Genomic DNA, 17,824 nt, shown 5'->3' with positions numbered 1-17,824 from the left:
GTTGGCTGGGGCCGCTGCCTGAAGCGGCTTATTGTTATTGCGGGTTGGCCCGGGTGCTCGACAGCAGCGAAGCCAGGTTGGCCGCCTTGGGCTTGACCAGCCAGAACCGACGCAGGTAGTCGTCGAGATTATCCAGCAGCTCAGCCCCCCACTCACTCGCGGTTTCAGCAACGTATTCGCGCAGCACGTCCTGCAGATGGCTGCGATAGGCTTCCATCGCCTCGCCGGTGATGCGCTGCAGGTTGACCAGCTCGTTGTTCACCCGGTCCACGAAACTGTTGTCCATGTCCAGCACATAGGCGAAACCACCGGTCATGCCCGAGCCAAAGTTGTGTCCGGTCTTGCCAAGCACGCAGACGAAGCCACCGGTCATGTACTCGCAGCAATGGTCGCCAGTACCCTCGACAACTGCGTGGGCGCCAGAGTTGCGCACCGCGAAACGCTCACCCGCGGTACCTGCAGCGAACAGCTTGCCGCCGGTAGCGCCGTACAGACAGGTGTTGCCGATGATCGCCGAATCCTGGGACCGATAGCTGGCGCCCTGCGGCGGCGTGACCACCAGTTTGCCGCCGGTCATGCCCTTGCCGACGTAATCGTTGGCATCGCCTTCCAGATAGAGATTGAGGCCACCGGCGTTCCAGACGCCGAAGCTCTGGCCGGCAGTGCCTTTGAAGCGGAAGGTGATCGGCGCACCGGCCATGCCCTGGTTGCCATGCTGGCGAGCGATTTCGCCGGAGACACGGGCACCAATGGAGCGGTCGCAGTTACAGATTTCCAGCTCGAACTCGCCACCGCTCTTGGCATCGATGGCGCCTTTGGCCAGCTTGACCATTTCTTCGGCCAGCAGCCCCTGGTCGAACGGCGGGTTCTTCTCGACCAAGCAGAATTGCGGCTTGTCGGCGGCAATGTTGCTGCTGCCGAGCAGGGGCGACAGATCCAGGTTGTTCTGCTTGGCCGTTTCACCCGGCAGCACTTCGAGCAGATCGGTACGCCCGATCAGCTCGCCCAGGCTACGCACGCCCAGCTTGGCCAGCCACTCGCGGGTTTCTTCGGCGACGAACTGGAAGAAGTTGACCACCATGTCAACGGTGCCGATGAAGTGATCCTTGCGCAGCTGCTCGTTCTGCGTGGCAACGCCGGTGGCGCAGTTGTTCAGGTGGCAGATGCGCAGGTACTTGCAGCCCAGGGCGATCATCGGCGCGGTCCCGAAGCCGAAGCTCTCGGCACCGAGGATCGCGGCCTTGATCACGTCGAGGCCAGTCTTCAGGCCGCCATCGGTCTGCACCCGGACCTTGCCGCGCAGGTCGTTGCCGCGCAGGGTCTGGTGGGTTTCGGCCAGGCCGAGCTCCCACGGCGAGCCGGCATAGCGAATGGACGTCAGCGGCGAAGCGCCGGTGCCACCGTCGTAGCCGGAGATGGTGATGAGGTCGGCATAGGCCTTGGCCACACCGGCGGCGATGGTGCCGACGCCCGGCTCGGCCACCAGTTTGACCGAAACCAGCGCCTGCGGGTTGACCTGCTTGAGGTCGAAGATCAGCTGAGCCAGGTCCTCGATGGAGTAGATGTCGTGGTGCGGCGGCGGAGAGATCAGTGTGACGCCCGGCACTGCATAGCGCAGCCGCGCGATCAGGCCGTTGACCTTGCCACCAGGCAACTGGCCGCCTTCGCCAGGCTTGGCGCCCTGGGCGACCTTGATCTGCAGCACTTCGGCATTGACCAGGTATTCCGGCGTGACACCGAAGCGGCCGGTCGCTACCTGCTTGATCTTCGAGCTGCGCTCGGTGCCGTAGCGGGCCGGGTCTTCACCGCCCTCACCAGAGTTCGAGCGCGCGCCGATGCGGTTCATCGCCGCGGCGATGGCTTCGTGGGCTTCCGGCGACAGGGCGCCCAGCGAAATACCAGCGGAATCAAACCGCTTGAGAATCGCCTCAAGCGGCTCGACCTCTTCCAGCACCAGCGGCTGCTCAGCCACCTTGACCTTGAGCAAGTCGCGGAGCATGGCCACCGGACGCTGGTCGACCAACGCGGTGTATTCCTTGAAGCGGCTGTAATCGCCGCTCTGCACCGCCACCTGAAGCGCGCTGACTACATCCGGGTTGTACGCGTGGTATTCGCCACCGTAGACGAACTTCAGCAGGCCACCCTGCTGAATCGGCTTGCGGCTGCTCCACGCTTCGGCGGCGAGGGCCTTCTGCTCGGCCTCCAGATCCTCGAAGCGCGCGCCCTTGATACGGCTGGCCACGCCGCGGAAGCTGAGGTCCACGACTTCTTCAGCCAAGCCAACAGCTTCGAACAGCTGCGCGCCGCGGTAGGAGGCGATGGTCGAGATGCCCATCTTGGAGATGATCTTCATCAGCCCCTTGGAGATGCCCTTGCGATAGTGCTTGAACACCTCACAGAGGTCGCCCAGCACTTCGCCAGTGCGGATCAGGTCGCCCAGCACTTCGAAAGCAAGGAACGGGTAGACCGCAGTCGCGCCGAAGCCGATCAGTACCGCGAAATGGTGCGGATCACGGGCGGTGGCGGTTTCGACCAAGATGTTGCAGCTGCAGCGCAGGCCAGTTTCCACCAGACGATGGTGAACCGCGCCCACGGCCAGCGAAGCATGCACCGGCAGCCTGCCTGGCGCGATATGACGATCGCTGAGTACCAGCAGGACCTTGCCGCCACGTACGGCTTCCTCGGCCTGATCGGCAATATTGCGAATCGCCGCCTCGAGGCCGACGGCCTCGTCGTAGTTCAGGTCGATGACCAGACGCTCGAATCCCGGACGCTCCAGGTTCATGATCGTCCGCCACTTCGCCGGCGAGATCACCGGAGTGGTCAGAATCGCGCGGTTGGCGTGCTCGGCGGTTTCCTCGAAGACATTGCGCTCGGCACCCAGACAGGTTTCCAGCGACATGACGATGGCTTCGCGCAGCGGGTCGATTGGCGGATTGGTGACCTGCGCGAACTGCTGGCGGAAGTAGTCGTAGGGCGAGCGCACACGACGCGACAGGACCGCCATGGGCGTATCGTCACCCATCGAGCCGACCGCTTCCTGGCCCTGCTCGGCCAACGGACGCAGTACCTGGTCACGCTCCTCGAAGGTGACCTGGTACATCTTCATGTACTGCTTGAGCTGGTCGGCATCGTAGAAGGCCGAACCATGGTCGTTGTCGTCCAGGGTCGACTGGATGCGCAGGGCGTTCTGCCGCAGCCACTTCTTGTAGGGCTGCTGTGCCTTGAGGCGGTTGTCGATGTCGTCGGTGTGCAGCACCTTGCCGGTGTGGGTGTCCACGGCGAGGATCTGCCCCGGCCCGACGCGGCCCTTGGCCAGGACGTCTTCCGGTTTGTAATCCCAGACGCCAACTTCGGAGGCGAGGGTAATGTAGCCGTTTTTGGTGGTCACCCAGCGCGCCGGGCGCAAGCCATTGCGGTCGAGCAGGCAGACTGCATGGCGACCGTCGGTCAGCACCACGCCAGCCGGACCATCCCAGGGTTCCATGTGCATGGAGTTGAATTCATAGAACGCCCGCAGATCGGGGTCCATGGTCTCGACGTTCTGCCACGCCGGCGGAATGATCATACGCAGGCCACGGAACAGATCCATTCCGCCGGTGACCAAGAGCTCAAGCATGTTGTCCATGCTGGAAGAATCCGAGCCGGTGCGATTGATCAGCGGCGACAGGCTTTCCAGGTCGGGCAGCAGCTCGTTGGCGAACTTCAAGCGACGTGCCTGAGCCCAGTTACGGTTGCCGGTGATGGTATTGATCTCACCGTTGTGCGCGAGGAAACGGAACGGCTGAGCCAGGCGCCATTGCGGCATGGTGTTGGTGGAGAAGCGCTGGTGGAATACGCAGATCGCAGTGGCGAGACGCTCATCGCCCAGGTCAGGATAAAACTGCGCCAGGTCGGCGGGCATCATCAGGCCCTTGTAGATGATGTCCTTGTCGGAGAGGCTGCAAACGTAGAAGGCGCTGTCGTCGGCGAGCGCGACTTCGGCGCGGCGGCGTGCGAAGAAAAGCTTGATGCCGAACTCGCGCTCGTCCAATCCATCGCCGGAGACAAAGACCTGCTCGATCCGCGGCAGACGCTCAAGAGCAAGCTGGCCCAGCACGCTGGTATCGACCGGCACTTCACGCCAGCCGACCAGCGTCAGACCTTGGGCGATAATCTCTTCACTGAGACGAGCGCGGGCCTTGTCCGCCTTGCTGGCGTCCTGATCTAGAAAGATCATCCCGACGGCATACTGCGCAGGCAGCTCGGCGTTGAAATGCTCCAGAGCCTGGGCACGCAGAAATGCGTCGGGCTTCTGCATCAGCAGACCGCAACCGTCACCGGTTTTGCCGTCAGCGTTGATGCCACCGCGGTGAGTCATGCAGGTCAGGGACTGAATGGCAGTCTTTAGCAGGTGATGGCTAGCCTCGCCCTGCATGTGGGCAATCAGACCGAAGCCGCAGTTATCCTTGAACTCTTCAGGACGAAAAAGACCTGCTCTCATAGGCACTCCACCAGCTAAATGCGTTGTAAATCAACCCCTTATTGACGGGCAGAGACTCACCCCGTCATTCACGTGGGCAAAAGGGGGAGCAGTTTACAAAGCCAGCTAGAGCGACACAATTTATTTTTGCAAGCCCCAAAAAGGTGCATTGCGCACTTTTCTGGGGCATTTTTCTATCGAGTCTGTTTGATTTCCTGTTGCACGCCTGCCAAATTTCGTACCCACGGCTTGCCAGCCTGCAACGAGACGGGCAGCGTCTTGACCGCTGCGACCGCAGCAGCACGATTCGCGAAGTTGCCGTAAGTCACGACGTAGAGCGGCTTGCCTTCATGCACTTTGGCGAAGTATCGGTAGTTACCGCCATGCTGCCGGACGATCGCTTGAGCGTTCTTCTCGACACGAGTCCCCAGAATCTGGACCAGATAATTGCTTCCCGGCTGACTCGCATACCAAGTGCTATTGGTTGAGCCCGAGGCAGTTGCTGCAGCAGGCGCACGCTCTGCGGCATTCGGCCGCACTTGGCGTGACGCTGGCGCCGGAGCGGGAGCCGGAGCAGCAACTTGCGGAGCGGGTGCGGGCTGAACACGCTCGCTCGGTGCTGGTGCTGGTGCTGGTGCTGGTGCTGGTGCAGGTGCAGGTGCAGGTGCAGGTGCAGGTGCAGGTGCAGGTGCAGGTGCAGGAATTGTAGGGATTGCGGCATTCGCGGTGGGCCCGCCATTCTCGTCCTCGCTCTCGCCACCAGCAGCGGCTGCCAGCGGCTCGCGCACCACCGGCTGTGCGTCGCCACCCAGTGGCAGGGACAACGGCCGCTCTTGTCCATCGAACTCGATGGCAGCCGGGTCCTGCTCCGCGGTCTCAGCAGCCGGCCCCGAGACAGGCGAAGCATCGAGCGGCAGGGAGGTCACTTCGGGGGCCGAAGGGCGCTCGGAATCGCCGCCACGCAAGAAAAGAAAGCCGACCGCTATAAGAACAAGGACTGCGACTACAGCGACCAAATGTTTTTTGGGTAGCGGAAATCCGATACCGCCCGATTTCCGCCGACCGCGCTTGCTCTGCATCGCGGCGATGAGCTCGTCTCGGGCCAACTGATTGATCGCCCCCGGCCAACCACCAGACTGCTCATGGATACGACCAATCTGCTCTTCGCTCAGACACTCTAGGCCGCTACCGGCACCCTCCAGCCGCAATGCCAGGTACTCCCTGGTTTCGTCCTCTTCATACGGCTGCAGCGCGATGGCATGGTAGCGCTCCTCGCCATCACTCAAGGCCTCGAGCCGCCCGCCAAGCGCAGACTCACCGAACAGGAACACATGCGGCCTGGCCTCAGGGGTGCCCGCAGCTAGACGCAGAAGAGTTTCCACCGCAGCACCCGTCAACTGCTCGGCGTCGTCGACCAATAGATAGACTTCCTGACCTGTCAACGCCAGCTGGATGACCTGGGCCATCACGCCGTCGAAATCGGCCTCCTGGCTGTTCAGTGCTTGAGCGATCTGTGCCAACAGCGCGCTCGCATCCATCGTAGCCTGAGGGGTAATGACTACGCTCTGAACCGCCTGCTTGTTGCTACTGGCAACCAGTGCCTGACGCAAAAGGGTTTTTCCACTTCCCTCCGGCCCGGTAACCAGCAGCAGCAACTGGCTGTAGCGCGCCAGATGATGAAGCTGCCCAAGCACCGGCTTGCGCTGCGCGGGGAAGAACTTGAAGCCCGGAACGCGAGCAGCAAACGGGTCATGGCTGAAGCCATAGTGATTCAGAAACGCGTCGTCCGCAGACAAACTGGTCATGGAAATTTTCTTATGCTCCAAGGTGTTCCGTCATTGCACCGTAACTGGCGCTCAAGGTGGTTTCCAGCACGTTGCGAGGAAAGTCCCCGGTCACAACAGCCTCGCCCATTCGCCGCAGCAAAACGAGGCGCAGCCGACCGTCCAGAACCTTCTTGTCGACGGCCATGTGCTCGAGAAAGTCCTGCGGCTTCATCTGCGCAGGGGGCACGACCGGAAGCGCCGCGCGCTGCAGCAACTTGATGGCCCGGTCACGCTCCATCCGCGTGATCCAGCCCAGCTGACAAGACATCTCCAACGCCATCACGGTTCCCGCCGACACGGCCTCACCATGCAACCAGACGCCATAGCCCATATGTGTTTCTATCGCGTGGCCAAATGTGTGACCTAGATTGAGAATCGCGCGCACGCCGGACTCGCGCTCATCAGCGTTCACCACCTTGGCCTTTGCAGCGCAGGAGCGATGGATCGCCTCCGTCAGCACCACAGGATCAAGCGCTCGAAGTCGATCAACATTTGCCTCAAGCCAGCCAAGGAAGGGCTCGTCGCAGATAAGCCCATACTTGATCACCTCAGCCAGCCCCGCAGAAAGCTCACGAGGCGGCAATGTCTTCAAGGTCGCGGTGTCAATGATGACCGCTCGGGGCTGATAGAACGCCCCGATCATGTTTTTGCCTAGAGGGTGATTGATACCGGTCTTGCCGCCGACCGAAGAGTCCACTTGCGACAATAGCGTGGTGGGAACCTGAATGAAGTCCACGCCACGCTGATAGCTGGACGCTGCATAGCCCGCCATATCGCCAATGACGCCGCCACCCAGCGCGATGACCGTGGTATTGCGATCGTGCCTAGCTCCGAGCAGAGCGTCGAAGATCAGCTGCAGGGTTTGCCAATTCTTGTGTTCCTCCCCGTCGGGAAGAATCACCGGAGTAACGGTGTAGTCGGAAAGGGTCTGAGTCAGTCGATCGAGATACAGCGGCGCAACAGTTTCATTAGTGACAACGGCCACCTGTCGCCCGCGGATCCTGTCGGAAAACAGCTCGGCGCGATCAATCAACCGCTCGCCAATATGAATGGGATAGCTACGCTCACCGAGATCGACCTGAAGAGTCTGCATGGGGCCCCCAACAATAAAGGGGTCTAGGATAGCGCAGATTCATCTCGGCTTTCACGAGGCGGTAAAGACGCGAGCCGGTCGAGAATTTCCGTCACAACCATCCGCGGCGGACGTTCGTCGGTTTCGATGATGACGTCCGCTATCGAGCGATATAGCGGATCGCGAATGGCCATGAGGGCGGACAGAACGCTGCGGGGATCACTAGCCTGCAATAGCGGCCGGTTGCGGTCGCGGGCGGTGCGTTCGAGCTGCTGGTCGACCGACGTGCAAAGATAGACGACTTGCCCACCCGCACGAAGGGCCTGCCGATTATCCTCTCGCAACACCGCACCACCACCAGTGGCCAGCACCACTCCCTCGAGCTGGCAGAGATCGGCGATCACCGCCCGCTCCCGCTCACGAAAGCCACCCTCACCCTCCACGTCAAAGATCAGTGGAATGCTGGCACCGGTCCGTTGTTCGATCTCCTTATCGGAATCCTTGAATGGGAGACGAAGCTCTTTGGCAAGCAAACGCCCGATGGTGCTTTTGCCAGCACCCATCGGGCCTACGAGAATGAAGTTCTGCATTAATCTCAGCGACTGGCTTGAATCGCCTGATTATTCATGATCCGAGGCGTGATGAACACAAGCAGCTCCGATTTTCGATCCTGCACCAAATCACGACGGAACAGACGCCCTACGAAGGGAAGATCACCTAGCAAAGGAACCTTATCCACGGACTTGCTCTGCGTATTGGAAAAGACACCGCCGATAACAATCGTTTCGCCATCAGTCACCAGGACCTTCGCATTAACTTCGTTCTTACGGATGGCTGGAACACCACCGGTGCTGGCAGCTTGAGAAAAGTCAGGCTCGTCCTTAGTAACCTTTACCTCCATGATGATCCGGTTATCCGGGGTAATCTGTGGAGTCACCTCCAGCGAAAGAGCTGCCTCTTTAAAAGAAGTGCTAGTTGCACCGCTGGAACTCGCCTCTTGGTAAGGAACCTCCGCACCCTTCAGAATCTTTGCCGTTTCCTTATCAGCGGTCACCACTTTAGGCTGCGAAACGACTTCACCGTTGCCGGTTTTCTCCATCGCTGACAATTGCAGGTCAAGAATGGCATTATCGGTCACGAAGCCCAGCCCAAATCCCGACGTTGCGCCTATGGCACCCATATCCACAAATGGCGTGTTTAGTGGAATTTCCCGAACCCCAGGAAAGCGTCCAACCTGACGCGAAGGAATATAGTCCTCATCACCAGGCTTACCAGAGGCATCCGGGTCGTCTGCCACTCCAAGATTCCCGTCACGCCCCCAAGCATTCCACTTGTCGCCAGCCCAAAGATTGCCTCCCCAACGCACGCCAAGGCTCTTGTCATAATCGACATTGGCTTCGACTATCCTTGCCTCAATCATCACCTGGCGCACGGGTATATCCAACTGCGCCACAATACGGCGTAACTCATCCAACCTATCCTGTGTTTGATAAGCAATTATATTGTTCGTACGGTCATCGACAGCAATAGATCCCCGCTCTTCAGCGCCTCCTCCATTGTCTGTCACCGACTGAAACAACTGGGCAATATCTGCAGCCTTTGCATAACTGACCTGCACGACCTCGCGACGAAGTGGAGCAAGCTCGGCGATCTGCCGCTGCGACTCAAGCTCCTGACGCTCACGGGCAGCAATCTCGTCGGCAGGCGCGACCAGCAGCACGTTACCAACCTGGCGCTTATCCAGACCTTTGGTTTTAAGCACCAGATCCAGCGCCTGGTCCCAAGGCACGTTTTGCAGACGCAGGGTTATGTTGCCAGCGACGGTATCGCTCGCCACCAGGTTCAGATCGGTGAAATCAGCGATCAGCTGCAGTACGGACCGAACGTCGATATCCTGAAAGTTGAGCGAGAGTTTCTCGCCCGAATAAGCAAAGCGCTCAGCCTTGCGCTTCTCGGCTTCATCCTCGGTCAGAGGCTTGATGCTGATGGTCAGTTTGTTGTCTGTCTGGTACGCCAGATAATCGTATCGACCGGTCGGCTCGATGGCGACACTAGCTCCACCGGCCTGAGCGGACGAATCGACAAATTTCACGGGCGTAGCGAAATCCTGAACATCAAGACGAACACGCAGCGCCTCCGGCAGTTGAGCTTTGTCGAAGAGGACACGAATCTTTCCGCCCTGCTCCTCAATGGTCGAGCCTACCGATGGGTCAGAGAGCGTAATAACGACGTTTCCGGCACCGTCTTCACCCCGACGGAAATCGATGTTCTCGATCGCCTTACCTACAGCCATCGCCTTGGCAGGCGCAGCCACTGGAGCAACGGGCGCAGCTGAAACAGCTGGGGCACGTACAGCACCCGAACTTTCGCCCAGTACCACAAAGAGATTGTTACCATCTACGCGAGTGGAGTAGGGCACCAGAGTATTGAGATTAACGATCAGTCGGGTACGGCCTTGGGCTTCAACGACGGTCACGCTCCGCGCATTGCCAACTCCTAGCTCGCGATTCTTCGCTCCGAGCTTATTGGATATGCCGGGTAGGTCGAGCGCGATCCGCGCAGGCTGATCGAGGGTATAACCACGCGGTGCAGCCACCGGTTCGTCGAACGCAAACCTCAATTCAACACGGTCGCCAGGCAGCGTAGCGACATCGAGGGCGTTCAGGTTGGCCGCCAGCAGGGCTGGAGAAATAAACGCCGCCAGCAAAGAGATACCTAGGCGTGAAAGGGTAGTGTTCATAAATTGCTTCCGTTGTGCAGACCGGTAAAGGTTTTCCATGCTTTTGCCCCGCGCTAGGTGCGCTCTTTCAAGGTCAGACTGCGCGGGCGCTCGAGCCACCCACCCTCTCCATCAGGTACGATTTCCACTACATCCACTCCCGCATCGCTGATCTCGACGATACGGCCATGGTTGCGCCCCAAATAGTCACCAATCTTGACGCGATGAACCCCGTCGCCGCCCTTGATCAAGGCGTACCGCCCCCCACCATTGGCTAACGTGCCTACCATCGTGAAGTTCTCGATATTGAACCCCTCAAGAAACTGCTTGACTCGCGACTCATCGGGCTGGATATCTTTTGAGCCCTTTTGCCGCTGGGTTAAATCAAGCTTGACGGGAGGCTGAAACGGATGTCGCAGGGCGGCAGCGCTATAGGTAAAGGCTTCGTAGGGAATGAATGCCGGTAGCGGCTCAATTGTCCCTTTCGGCTTCGCCCTGACCTCATTCATATATTGCTGCAGATCGCCGAAGTCGTTGCTGCTGCCGCAGCCAGTCAGCGCAACCAGACTTAAGCCCAACGCAGTAAGTCTCGCGCGATTCATTTCTGCAGCCCCTTGTCGTTATAACGATAAGTCTTAGCGACGATGTTCATCCGCAATTTTGATGTAGCTTCGTTCTTTTCAGTCTTGATCTCGAAATCATGTAGCGTGACGATACGCGGAAGGCTTGCCACACCACTCACGAAAGTTGCCAGATCGTGATACCCCCCAACGACCTTAATATTTATAGGCAACTCGATATAAAACTGCTGAGCCACCTCTGGCTGCAACTTGATTTCCTCGAACTCCAGCCCACTACCGAGACCTGTTCGAGTGATATCTTCCAGAAGCCCAGGGACCTCGGTATCGCTTGGCAGTTGCCGCAATAACGCACCAAACGACGTTTCCATCTCGGCCATTTGCGCTTTATAAGCTTCCAAATTGGCGGCCTGGAAGGCTTTGGTCGAGAACTGCTGCTTCAAGGTTTCTTCCTGAGCGCGCTGCTGCTCCAATTGCAGTTGCATATCCTGCAAATGAAAGTAATAACCTAGAGCAAGCACCGCTGCGAGAAGCATAACGCCGGCAATGAACTTGACCGGCGCAGGCCAAGAACCGAGGTTATTAAGATCGAGATCAGCGAAGTCTATCTTGCGAAAACTATCTAACGATTCAGCCAGACTCATGGCTTTGCTCCTTCCGTAGCGGCAACCGGCTGCGTTTGCTGAACCGTCAGCTGGAACACATTTTCCTGATCCACGGCACCGGCGGTGACGGCTTTCACCTCGTTCAGATTCGGCGCTTCGAGCCAATCAGAGGCATCAAGATTGCGCATAAGGTTGGAGACACGATTGTTCGATTCGGCGGCACCAATGATCGCAATATTCTTTCCGGTCATTTTTACCGAAGTGAAATACACTCCATCCGGAAGAGTCCTTACAAGCTGATCAAAAACTCGCCCAATAATAGGTCGATTACCTTGCAAGTCCTGGATGATTTTCATTCGCTCCAGTAGTTGCTGACGACGCTCTTTCAATTCCTTGATTTCTTTAATACGAGCATCAAGAACCGCAATTTCCTTTTTGACAAACTCGTTGCGCGCACTCTGCTGCTCAATCGCAGCTTGGAAATAACGATCTCCAAGAAAGACCAGACCAGCCGCTATGACCAGCACACCGACGAGAGACGCTAGGAAACGCTGCTTTCGTTCTTCACGCAGCTGTTCACGCCACGGAAGTAAGTTGATTTGCGCCATTAGTCGAAGCTCCTCAGCGCCAGGCCCCAAGCAATCATCAAGGCCGGCGCATCGCTAGCCAGCGCTCCAGCATTCACTTTGCTGCTCAAAGCCATATCGGCGAATGGATTCGCAACTAGAGTCTGAGTACCGATCTTCTGCTGAATCATGTGATCCAACCCAGATATCGATGCCGTCCCGCCCGCTAACAGGATGCAGTCGACATCATGGAACTGTCCTGCCGCAAAGAAGAACTGCAACGAGCGAGAAACCTGCTGCACAACTGCCTCTTTGAACGGAAGCAAAACCTCACTGTCGTAGTCGTCTGGGAGGCCGCCTTGCTTTTTGGCTAGACCAGCTTCTTCTTGTGAAAGGCCGTAGCGTCGCTGAATTTCCTCCGTCAGCTGACGCCCACCAAAAAGCTGTTCACGGGTATAAATAGTACGACCGTTATGCAGAACACTGAGGGTAGTCATGGTGGCACCGATATCCACCACGGCGACGGTCAGCTCTCCATGCGCCGCACCCAACTGTGGAGCGAGTAGCCCGTATGACCGCTCAAGCGCATAGGCTTCGACGTCAACCACCTTGGCAGTGAGCCCCGCCAGCGCAAGCGCTGCCTCACGAATTTCGATGTTTTCCTTGCGGCAAGCGGCGAGCAGGACTTCTGCTCGGCCAGGAGAGCGAGGAGCCGGCCCCTGGACTTCGAAGTCGATCGCCACTTCTTCCAGCGGATAGGGAATGTACTGGTCCGCCTCGATCTTCAGCTGATTCTCGAGCTCTTCGTCGGACAAACCAGCATCCATCTCGATGATCTTGGTGATTACCGCGGAACCTGAAACAGCCACTACCGCCGACTTGCATCCGGTCTTGGCCTTGGCAACCACCCGCTGCAATGCCTGGCCGACGCCCTCGAGCTCAGCGATGTTCTTTTCAACTACGGCGTTTGCCGGGAGCGGCTCGACAGCATACGCCTCGACGCGGTAGCGACTACCTGATCGACTTAATTCGAGGAGCTTGACTGAGGTCGAACTGATATCGATCCCAAGCAGCGTGTTCGCTTTCTTAGTGAAGAGCCCTAGCACGACCGATTTCCTATCTTTATCCGCAACTTACGGATTAATTATGTTTATCCACATTAGATAACAGCCTTGACAGAAGCGCAAATGGCTACCCGGCAAAAAAACCGCATATAATGTGAACGGTTTTCCCTTTCAGCATCGCCGCAGTCTTCCTCCCCCAAATTCTGGATTCCAAGAACCCTGATGCGTTTTTTGAAATTTTTTCTCTGGTCGTGCTTCGCAGTCTTTTGCGCACTCTTGCTGAGCATCAGCGGCGCATTTCTCTACCTCAGCCCCAACCTCCCCTCCGTCGATTCCCTGCGGAGCATACAGCTTCAAATTCCGCTGCGGGTTTATAGCGCGGATGACAAGCTGATCGCCGAGTTCGGGGAAATGCGACGCTCACCGATCCACTTCGAGGACATCCCTGAGGAATTCATCCACGCACTGCTAGCTGCCGAGGACGACAATTTCGCTAATCATTATGGCGTCGACATAACCGGCCTGATGCGCGCTGCCACGCAATTATTGAAAAGTGGGCAGATTCAGACCGGCGGCAGCACCATTACCATGCAGGTGGCGAAGAATTACTTCCTTACCAGTGAGCGGAGTTTCTCGCGCAAGATCAACGAGATACTGCTGGCATTGCAGATAGAGCGCGAGCTCAGCAAGAACGAAATCCTCGAGCTGTACGTCAACAAGATCTACCTTGGCAATCGTGCCTATGGAATCGAGGCGGCTTCTCAGGTGTATTACGGCAAGCCCATTTCGGAGCTTAGCGTCGCACAGCTGGCGATGATCGCCGGCCTGCCGAAGGCACCTTCTGCATTCAACCCATTGGTTAATCCGACCCGCAGCAAAGAACGACGCGACTGGATCCTGGGCCGCATGCACAGACTTGGCTCACTGGATGAAACTAGCTATCGGCAAGCACTCGCCGAACCTGAGACCGCTCGGTACCACGGCGCAGCCCCCGAGCTGGATGCCGCCTACATCGCGGAGATGGCGCGCGCCGAGATGGTGGGCCGCTTCGGCAGCGCTGCCTACACGGATGGCTTCCGGGTAAAGACCACGGTGTCCAGCGAGCGGCAGCTTGCTGCCAACCTCGCACTCGACAACGGACTGATTGAATACGACCAGCGGCACGGCTACCGCGGACCGGAAGCGCGCCTCGCAGAACTGCCGCGCGATAGCTGGCCCAGCGAGCTGGCCAAGTACCGAAGCCTTTCCGGGTTGCAGCCGGCCGTCGTCACGCAGGTAGAGACCAGCGGGATTCTGGTGCTGACGCGCGACGGAAACGAGCACGCAGTCGCTTGGGACAGCATGAAGTGGGCCCGTCCCTACCTCGGCATCAACAGCATGGGGCCAAGGCCGCAGCGCCCAGCCGACGTGGTCAAGCTAGGCGACGTGGTCCGCATTCGCTGGCAGGATGATGAAACAGCCGTATTCAGCCAGGTGCCGCAGGCGCAGGCGGCACTGGTTTCACTCGACCCTCAGGATGGTTCGATCGAAGCGCTCGCAGGCGGTTTCTCGTTTGGCCAGAGCAACTACAACCGCGCCATCCAGGCCAAGCGCCAACCCGGGTCAAGCTTCAAACCGTTCATTTACAGCGCAGCGCTGGACGCGGGCTACACCGCCGCGAGCCTGGTCAACGATTCCCCCATCGTCTTTGTCGAACAGGGCATGGACCGCATCTGGCGCCCGAAGAACGACAACAATACGTTCCTCGGTCCGATCCGCATGCGCGAGGCGCTGTACAAATCGAGGAATCTGGTTTCGATTCGTCTGCTGCAGACAATGGGCATCGACCACACGATCGATTACATCAGCCGCTTCGGTTTCAATCCGCAGGACCTGCCGCGCAACCTATCTCTGGCATTGGGTACGGCGACGCTTACACCTATGGAGATCGCCACCGGCTGGACGACCTTTGCAAACGGTGGGTACAAGATCGAGCCATACCTGATTGAGCGCATAGAAGACCGTGAAGGCAAGCTGCTCTTCGAGGCCAACCCGGCACGCGTGCCATCGCGAAATACCCAGATCGAGGAAACAGAGGCCGAGGCTTACGCAGCGCCTGACACTAGAGACCTGAATGACGGCGAGGCACTCGACGCCGAACCACGCCTTGCCGAGCAGGTACTCGATGAACGTACCGCCTACATCATGACCAGCATGCTGCAGGACGTTATCAAGCGCGGCACAGGGCGACGTGCGCTGGCCATGGGGCGCGGTGACATCGCAGGCAAAACCGGCACCACCAACGACTCCATCGACAGCTGGTTCTCCGGCTATAACGCCGACATCGTAACCACGGTATGGGCGGGCTTCGACCAGCCACAAAGCCTGGGGCGCAACGAATATGGCGGCACGGTCGCTCTGCCGATCTGGATGAGCTACATGAGCGCAGTGCTAAAGGACATGCCCGAGCACCCGCCAGCGGAGCCGGACGGGCTGCTCAAGCTGCGCATCGATCCGGTCAGCGGTCGCTCTGCCACACCCAGCACGCCTGACGCCTATTTCGAGGTCTTCAAGAGCGAGGATTCGCCGCCCCCCATGGGTGAATTCGACTCTGGAATCCAGGCACCTGGAAGCCCTCTTCCGGCCGATGAAGCCGCCCCGCTGGATCTGTTCTGATCGACCGATTTTCGCCAGCCAACAAAAAACCCCGCCTTGGCGGGGTTTGTTTTTTCAGCGCGGTCAGCCGTTGAAAACGTCGTTAACCGACTGCAGCGGATAATGCGACGGGTAAGGCAATGTCGCCACGCCACTTTCGATGGCTGCCTTGGCCACGGCATCAGACACCAACGTGATCAGACGCGGATCCATTGGCTTCGGAATGATGTACTCGCGGCCGAATTCCAGACTATCCACACCGTACGCAGCAGCCACTTCAGCCGGCACTGGCAACTTGGCGAGATCGCGCAGCGCAATGGCGGCCGCGATCTTCATCTCCTCGTTAATGCGCTTGGCGCGAACATCCAGCGCGCCACGGAAGATGAACGGGAAGCCCAATACGTTGTTGACCTGGTTCGGGTAGTCCGAGCGACCAGTTGCCATGATGACATCCGAACGCGTCGCATGCGCCAGCTCCGGACTGATCTCCGGATCAGGATTGGAGCAGGCGAAGACAACCGGATTGGCCGCCATGCGCTTGAGACCTTCCGGACTCAGCAGGTTGGCGCCTGACAGGCCGACGAAAACGTCGGCACCTTCGAGCGCATCGTCCAGAGTGCGCTTGTCGGTTTCATGGGCGAACACAGCCTTGTACTGGTTCAGATCGTCACGGCCGGCGTGGATGACGCCCTTGCGATCGATCATGAAGATGTTCTCGATTTTCGCACCCATGCTGACCAGCAGCTTCATGCACGAGGTTGCGGCAGCCCCAGCACCGAGGCAGACGATCTTGGCCTGCTCGAGAGTCTTGCCGGCGATTTCCAGCGCATTGAGCATGCCGGCAGCCGTCACGATGGCGGTGCCATGCTGGTCGTCATGGAAAACCGGGATATCGCACTGCTCGATCAGCGCCCGCTCGATCTCGAAGCACTCCGGCGCCTTGATATCTTCCAGATTGATGCCACCAAAGGTGATCGAGATGCGCTTGACGGTATCAATGAAGGCCTGCGGGCTTTCCGCATCGACTTCGATGTCGAATACGTCGACGCCAGCGAAACGCTTGAACAGCACGCCCTTGCCTTCCATCACCGGCTTGGAAGCCAGCGGGCCAAGGTTGCCCAAGCCGAGAATAGCGGTGCCGTCGGAGATAACAGCCACCAGGTTGCCTTTGCCAGTGTAGCGGTAAGCCAGCTCCGCATCGCGAGCGATCTCGCGCACAGGCTCGGCTACACCCGGGCTGTAGGCCAGGGAAAGATCACGAGCGGTGGCGGTGGGCTTGGTCAGCTCGACGCTCAATTTCCCTGGACGGGGCTGGGCATGGTATTCGAGCGCGGCAGTTTTCAGGTCAGTCATGTGGCATTTCCGCTTATTTTACTGGGACAGACAGGCGGTCGAGCATACGCCAAGAACAAGCGCACTCACAAGCCAGCGGGCCGGCTGACTGTCAAGCCCAAGCCGCTACGACTTTCCGGGTAGATTCACGCGCCGTTACGAACAGCCGATCAGCGCGTCAACCCCAGCATCGCCGGATGGGTGACGCGCAGCATCCAGCGGGCCTGCCCGGCCCCCACCCGTCCGCGGCGGTCGACTACCCAGCCCCTCAGCTCGAGTCGCTTCCCGGCAAGCACGGTCATTGTCCGGACATCGAATGCGTCAAGCGCCTGCGGCGGTATGTTCACCACCAGCGGACCATCCATTTCCAGCCAATAGCCGCCGCGATTGCGCTCGACCCGCTCGACCCTGCCTTCGAGCAGCGCGAAGCCACCACGCTTCAACGATTGCGGCGAGCCGGGCTTCAGCTCGCGCCAGACACCCAGACCGTTTTGCCGCGCCTGCTGCTCGGCCCGCTGCTGACAGGCCACCAGCCTCGTATTCGGCGCCACCGCGACCATGAAGCCAAGGCCATCGGCAAGCAGCACGGCTTCGAGATTACGTCCCTGCACGTCATAAGCATGGGCCAGCGTGCGCCCATAGCGATCCTGCCGCTCCTGACCCAGGACCAGACCGACCCGCCCGTCACTGGCCTGCACCAATGCCTGCAGTCGGCGCCGTGCGGCCAGCGCGAAAGGCTCGGCCTTGCGCCCGTCACGCCCCAGCTCCGGCGTGTTGATGCCGATCAGCCGCACGCTGCGACCATCGACCAGACGCAGCGTATCGCCGTCAACGACTTGGGCCACTTCCAGCGTCGACAAGCGCCCCGGCGACGGGCAGAAGGCAAGCGCTTGAATTTGCCAGAAGACGGAAACGAAAAAGGCGCCCACCAGGGACGCCTTTTTCATGTGCTCGGAAAACCCCATT

General features: G+C 59.1%; 12 protein-coding genes. 1 reads left to right on the top strand and 11 read right to left on the bottom strand.

Going from position 1 to position 17,824, the window contains the following annotated elements; all coding sequences use genetic code 11:
• Positions 1 to 34: 34 nt before the first annotated feature.
• From gltB to RT582_RS01485, 9 genes are all read right to left on the bottom strand, one after another.
• The gene (gene gltB, locus RT582_RS01525; RefSeq protein WP_313476277.1) at positions 35 to 4,483 is read right to left on the bottom strand and encodes a glutamate synthase large subunit; all 4,449 of its coding nucleotides are present in this window, start codon (positions 4,481 to 4,483) and stop codon (positions 35 to 37) included.
• 173 nt (positions 4,484 to 4,656) lie between these two features.
• Positions 4,657 to 6,267, bottom strand: a complete 1,611-nt coding sequence (locus tag RT582_RS01520; RefSeq protein WP_313476275.1) for an AAA family ATPase — start codon at positions 6,265 to 6,267, stop codon at positions 4,657 to 4,659.
• A 10-nt stretch (positions 6,268 to 6,277) separates the two neighbouring features.
• Positions 6,278 to 7,381, bottom strand: a complete 1,104-nt coding sequence (gene aroB, locus RT582_RS01515; RefSeq protein WP_014821718.1) for a 3-dehydroquinate synthase — start codon at positions 7,379 to 7,381, stop codon at positions 6,278 to 6,280.
• 23 nt (positions 7,382 to 7,404) lie between these two features.
• Positions 7,405 to 7,950 (bottom strand): shikimate kinase AroK, encoded by a 546-nt coding sequence (gene aroK, locus RT582_RS01510; protein WP_014821719.1) that lies wholly within the window; start codon positions 7,948 to 7,950, stop codon positions 7,405 to 7,407.
• A 5-nt stretch (positions 7,951 to 7,955) separates the two neighbouring features.
• Entirely contained in the window at positions 7,956 to 10,100 is a 2,145-nt protein-coding gene (pilQ, locus tag RT582_RS01505; RefSeq protein WP_014821720.1) for a type IV pilus secretin PilQ, read from the bottom strand.
• 53 nt (positions 10,101 to 10,153) lie between these two features.
• Positions 10,154 to 10,681, bottom strand: a complete 528-nt coding sequence (pilP, locus tag RT582_RS01500; protein WP_003301042.1) for a type 4a pilus biogenesis lipoprotein PilP — start codon at positions 10,679 to 10,681, stop codon at positions 10,154 to 10,156.
• On the bottom strand, positions 10,678 to 11,301 hold the full coding sequence (gene pilO, locus RT582_RS01495) for a type 4a pilus biogenesis protein PilO (RefSeq protein WP_003301043.1): 624 nt from the start codon (positions 11,299 to 11,301) through the stop codon (positions 10,678 to 10,680). Before pilO ends, pilP begins: the two co-directional genes overlap by 4 nt.
• Positions 11,298 to 11,870, bottom strand: a complete 573-nt coding sequence (pilN, locus tag RT582_RS01490; protein ID WP_014821721.1) for a type 4a pilus biogenesis protein PilN — start codon at positions 11,868 to 11,870, stop codon at positions 11,298 to 11,300. The genes pilO and pilN overlap by 4 nt, the downstream gene beginning before the upstream one ends.
• Positions 11,870 to 12,934: a pilus assembly protein PilM gene (locus tag RT582_RS01485; RefSeq protein ID WP_313476271.1), complete on the bottom strand. Its 1,065-nt coding sequence runs from the start codon at positions 12,932 to 12,934 to the stop codon at positions 11,870 to 11,872. The genes pilN and RT582_RS01485 overlap by 1 nt, the downstream gene beginning before the upstream one ends.
• Positions 12,935 to 13,114: 180 nt before the next feature.
• On the opposite strand from RT582_RS01485, the gene RT582_RS01480 reads away from it, so the two are divergent.
• Positions 13,115 to 15,547 carry a penicillin-binding protein 1A gene (locus tag RT582_RS01480; protein ID WP_014821723.1) on the top strand — a complete coding sequence of 811 codons (2,433 nt, stop codon included), beginning with the start codon at positions 13,115 to 13,117 and terminating at the stop codon, positions 15,545 to 15,547.
• A gap of 63 nt (positions 15,548 to 15,610) precedes the next feature.
• On the opposite strand, the gene RT582_RS01475 is transcribed toward RT582_RS01480, so the two are convergent.
• Positions 15,611 to 16,879: a malic enzyme-like NAD(P)-binding protein gene (locus RT582_RS01475; protein ID WP_014821724.1), complete on the bottom strand. Its 1,269-nt coding sequence runs from the start codon at positions 16,877 to 16,879 to the stop codon at positions 15,611 to 15,613.
• A 149-nt stretch (positions 16,880 to 17,028) separates the two neighbouring features.
• Entirely contained in the window at positions 17,029 to 17,823 is a 795-nt protein-coding gene (locus RT582_RS01470) for a thermonuclease family protein (RefSeq protein WP_313476269.1), read from the bottom strand.
• Between the last annotated feature and the right edge of the window lies 1 nt (position 17,824).

It is taken from the genome of Stutzerimonas kunmingensis, assembly GCF_032106285.1.
Taxonomy (GTDB): domain Bacteria; phylum Pseudomonadota; class Gammaproteobacteria; order Pseudomonadales; family Pseudomonadaceae; genus Stutzerimonas; species Stutzerimonas kunmingensis_B.
Note: the sequence above shows the minus strand (reverse complement) of the source record. Positions and strands in the feature narration are given on the sequence as shown.

Coding starts and splice junctions, on each gene's coding strand:
- aroB (WP_014821718.1), bottom strand. CDS start 7,381: ATGCAGACTCTTCAGGTCGATCTCGGTGAGCGTAGCTATCCCATTCAT.
- RT582_RS01480 (WP_014821723.1), top strand. CDS start 13,115: ATGCGTTTTTTGAAATTTTTTCTCTGGTCGTGCTTCGCAGTCTTTTGC.
- RT582_RS01470 (WP_313476269.1), bottom strand. CDS start 17,823: ATGGGGTTTTCCGAGCACATGAAAAAGGCGTCCCTGGTGGGCGCCTTT.
- gltB (WP_313476277.1), bottom strand. CDS start 4,483: ATGAGAGCAGGTCTTTTTCGTCCTGAAGAGTTCAAGGATAACTGCGGC.
- pilN (WP_014821721.1), bottom strand. CDS start 11,870: ATGGCGCAAATCAACTTACTTCCGTGGCGTGAACAGCTGCGTGAAGAA.
- pilO (WP_003301043.1), bottom strand. CDS start 11,301: ATGAGTCTGGCTGAATCGTTAGATAGTTTTCGCAAGATAGACTTCGCT.
- RT582_RS01475 (WP_014821724.1), bottom strand. CDS start 16,879: ATGACTGACCTGAAAACTGCCGCGCTCGAATACCATGCCCAGCCCCGT.
- RT582_RS01520 (WP_313476275.1), bottom strand. CDS start 6,267: ATGACCAGTTTGTCTGCGGACGACGCGTTTCTGAATCACTATGGCTTC.
- pilQ (WP_014821720.1), bottom strand. CDS start 10,100: ATGAACACTACCCTTTCACGCCTAGGTATCTCTTTGCTGGCGGCGTTT.
- aroK (WP_014821719.1), bottom strand. CDS start 7,950: ATGCAGAACTTCATTCTCGTAGGCCCGATGGGTGCTGGCAAAAGCACC.
- pilP (WP_003301042.1), bottom strand. CDS start 10,681: ATGAATCGCGCGAGACTTACTGCGTTGGGCTTAAGTCTGGTTGCGCTG.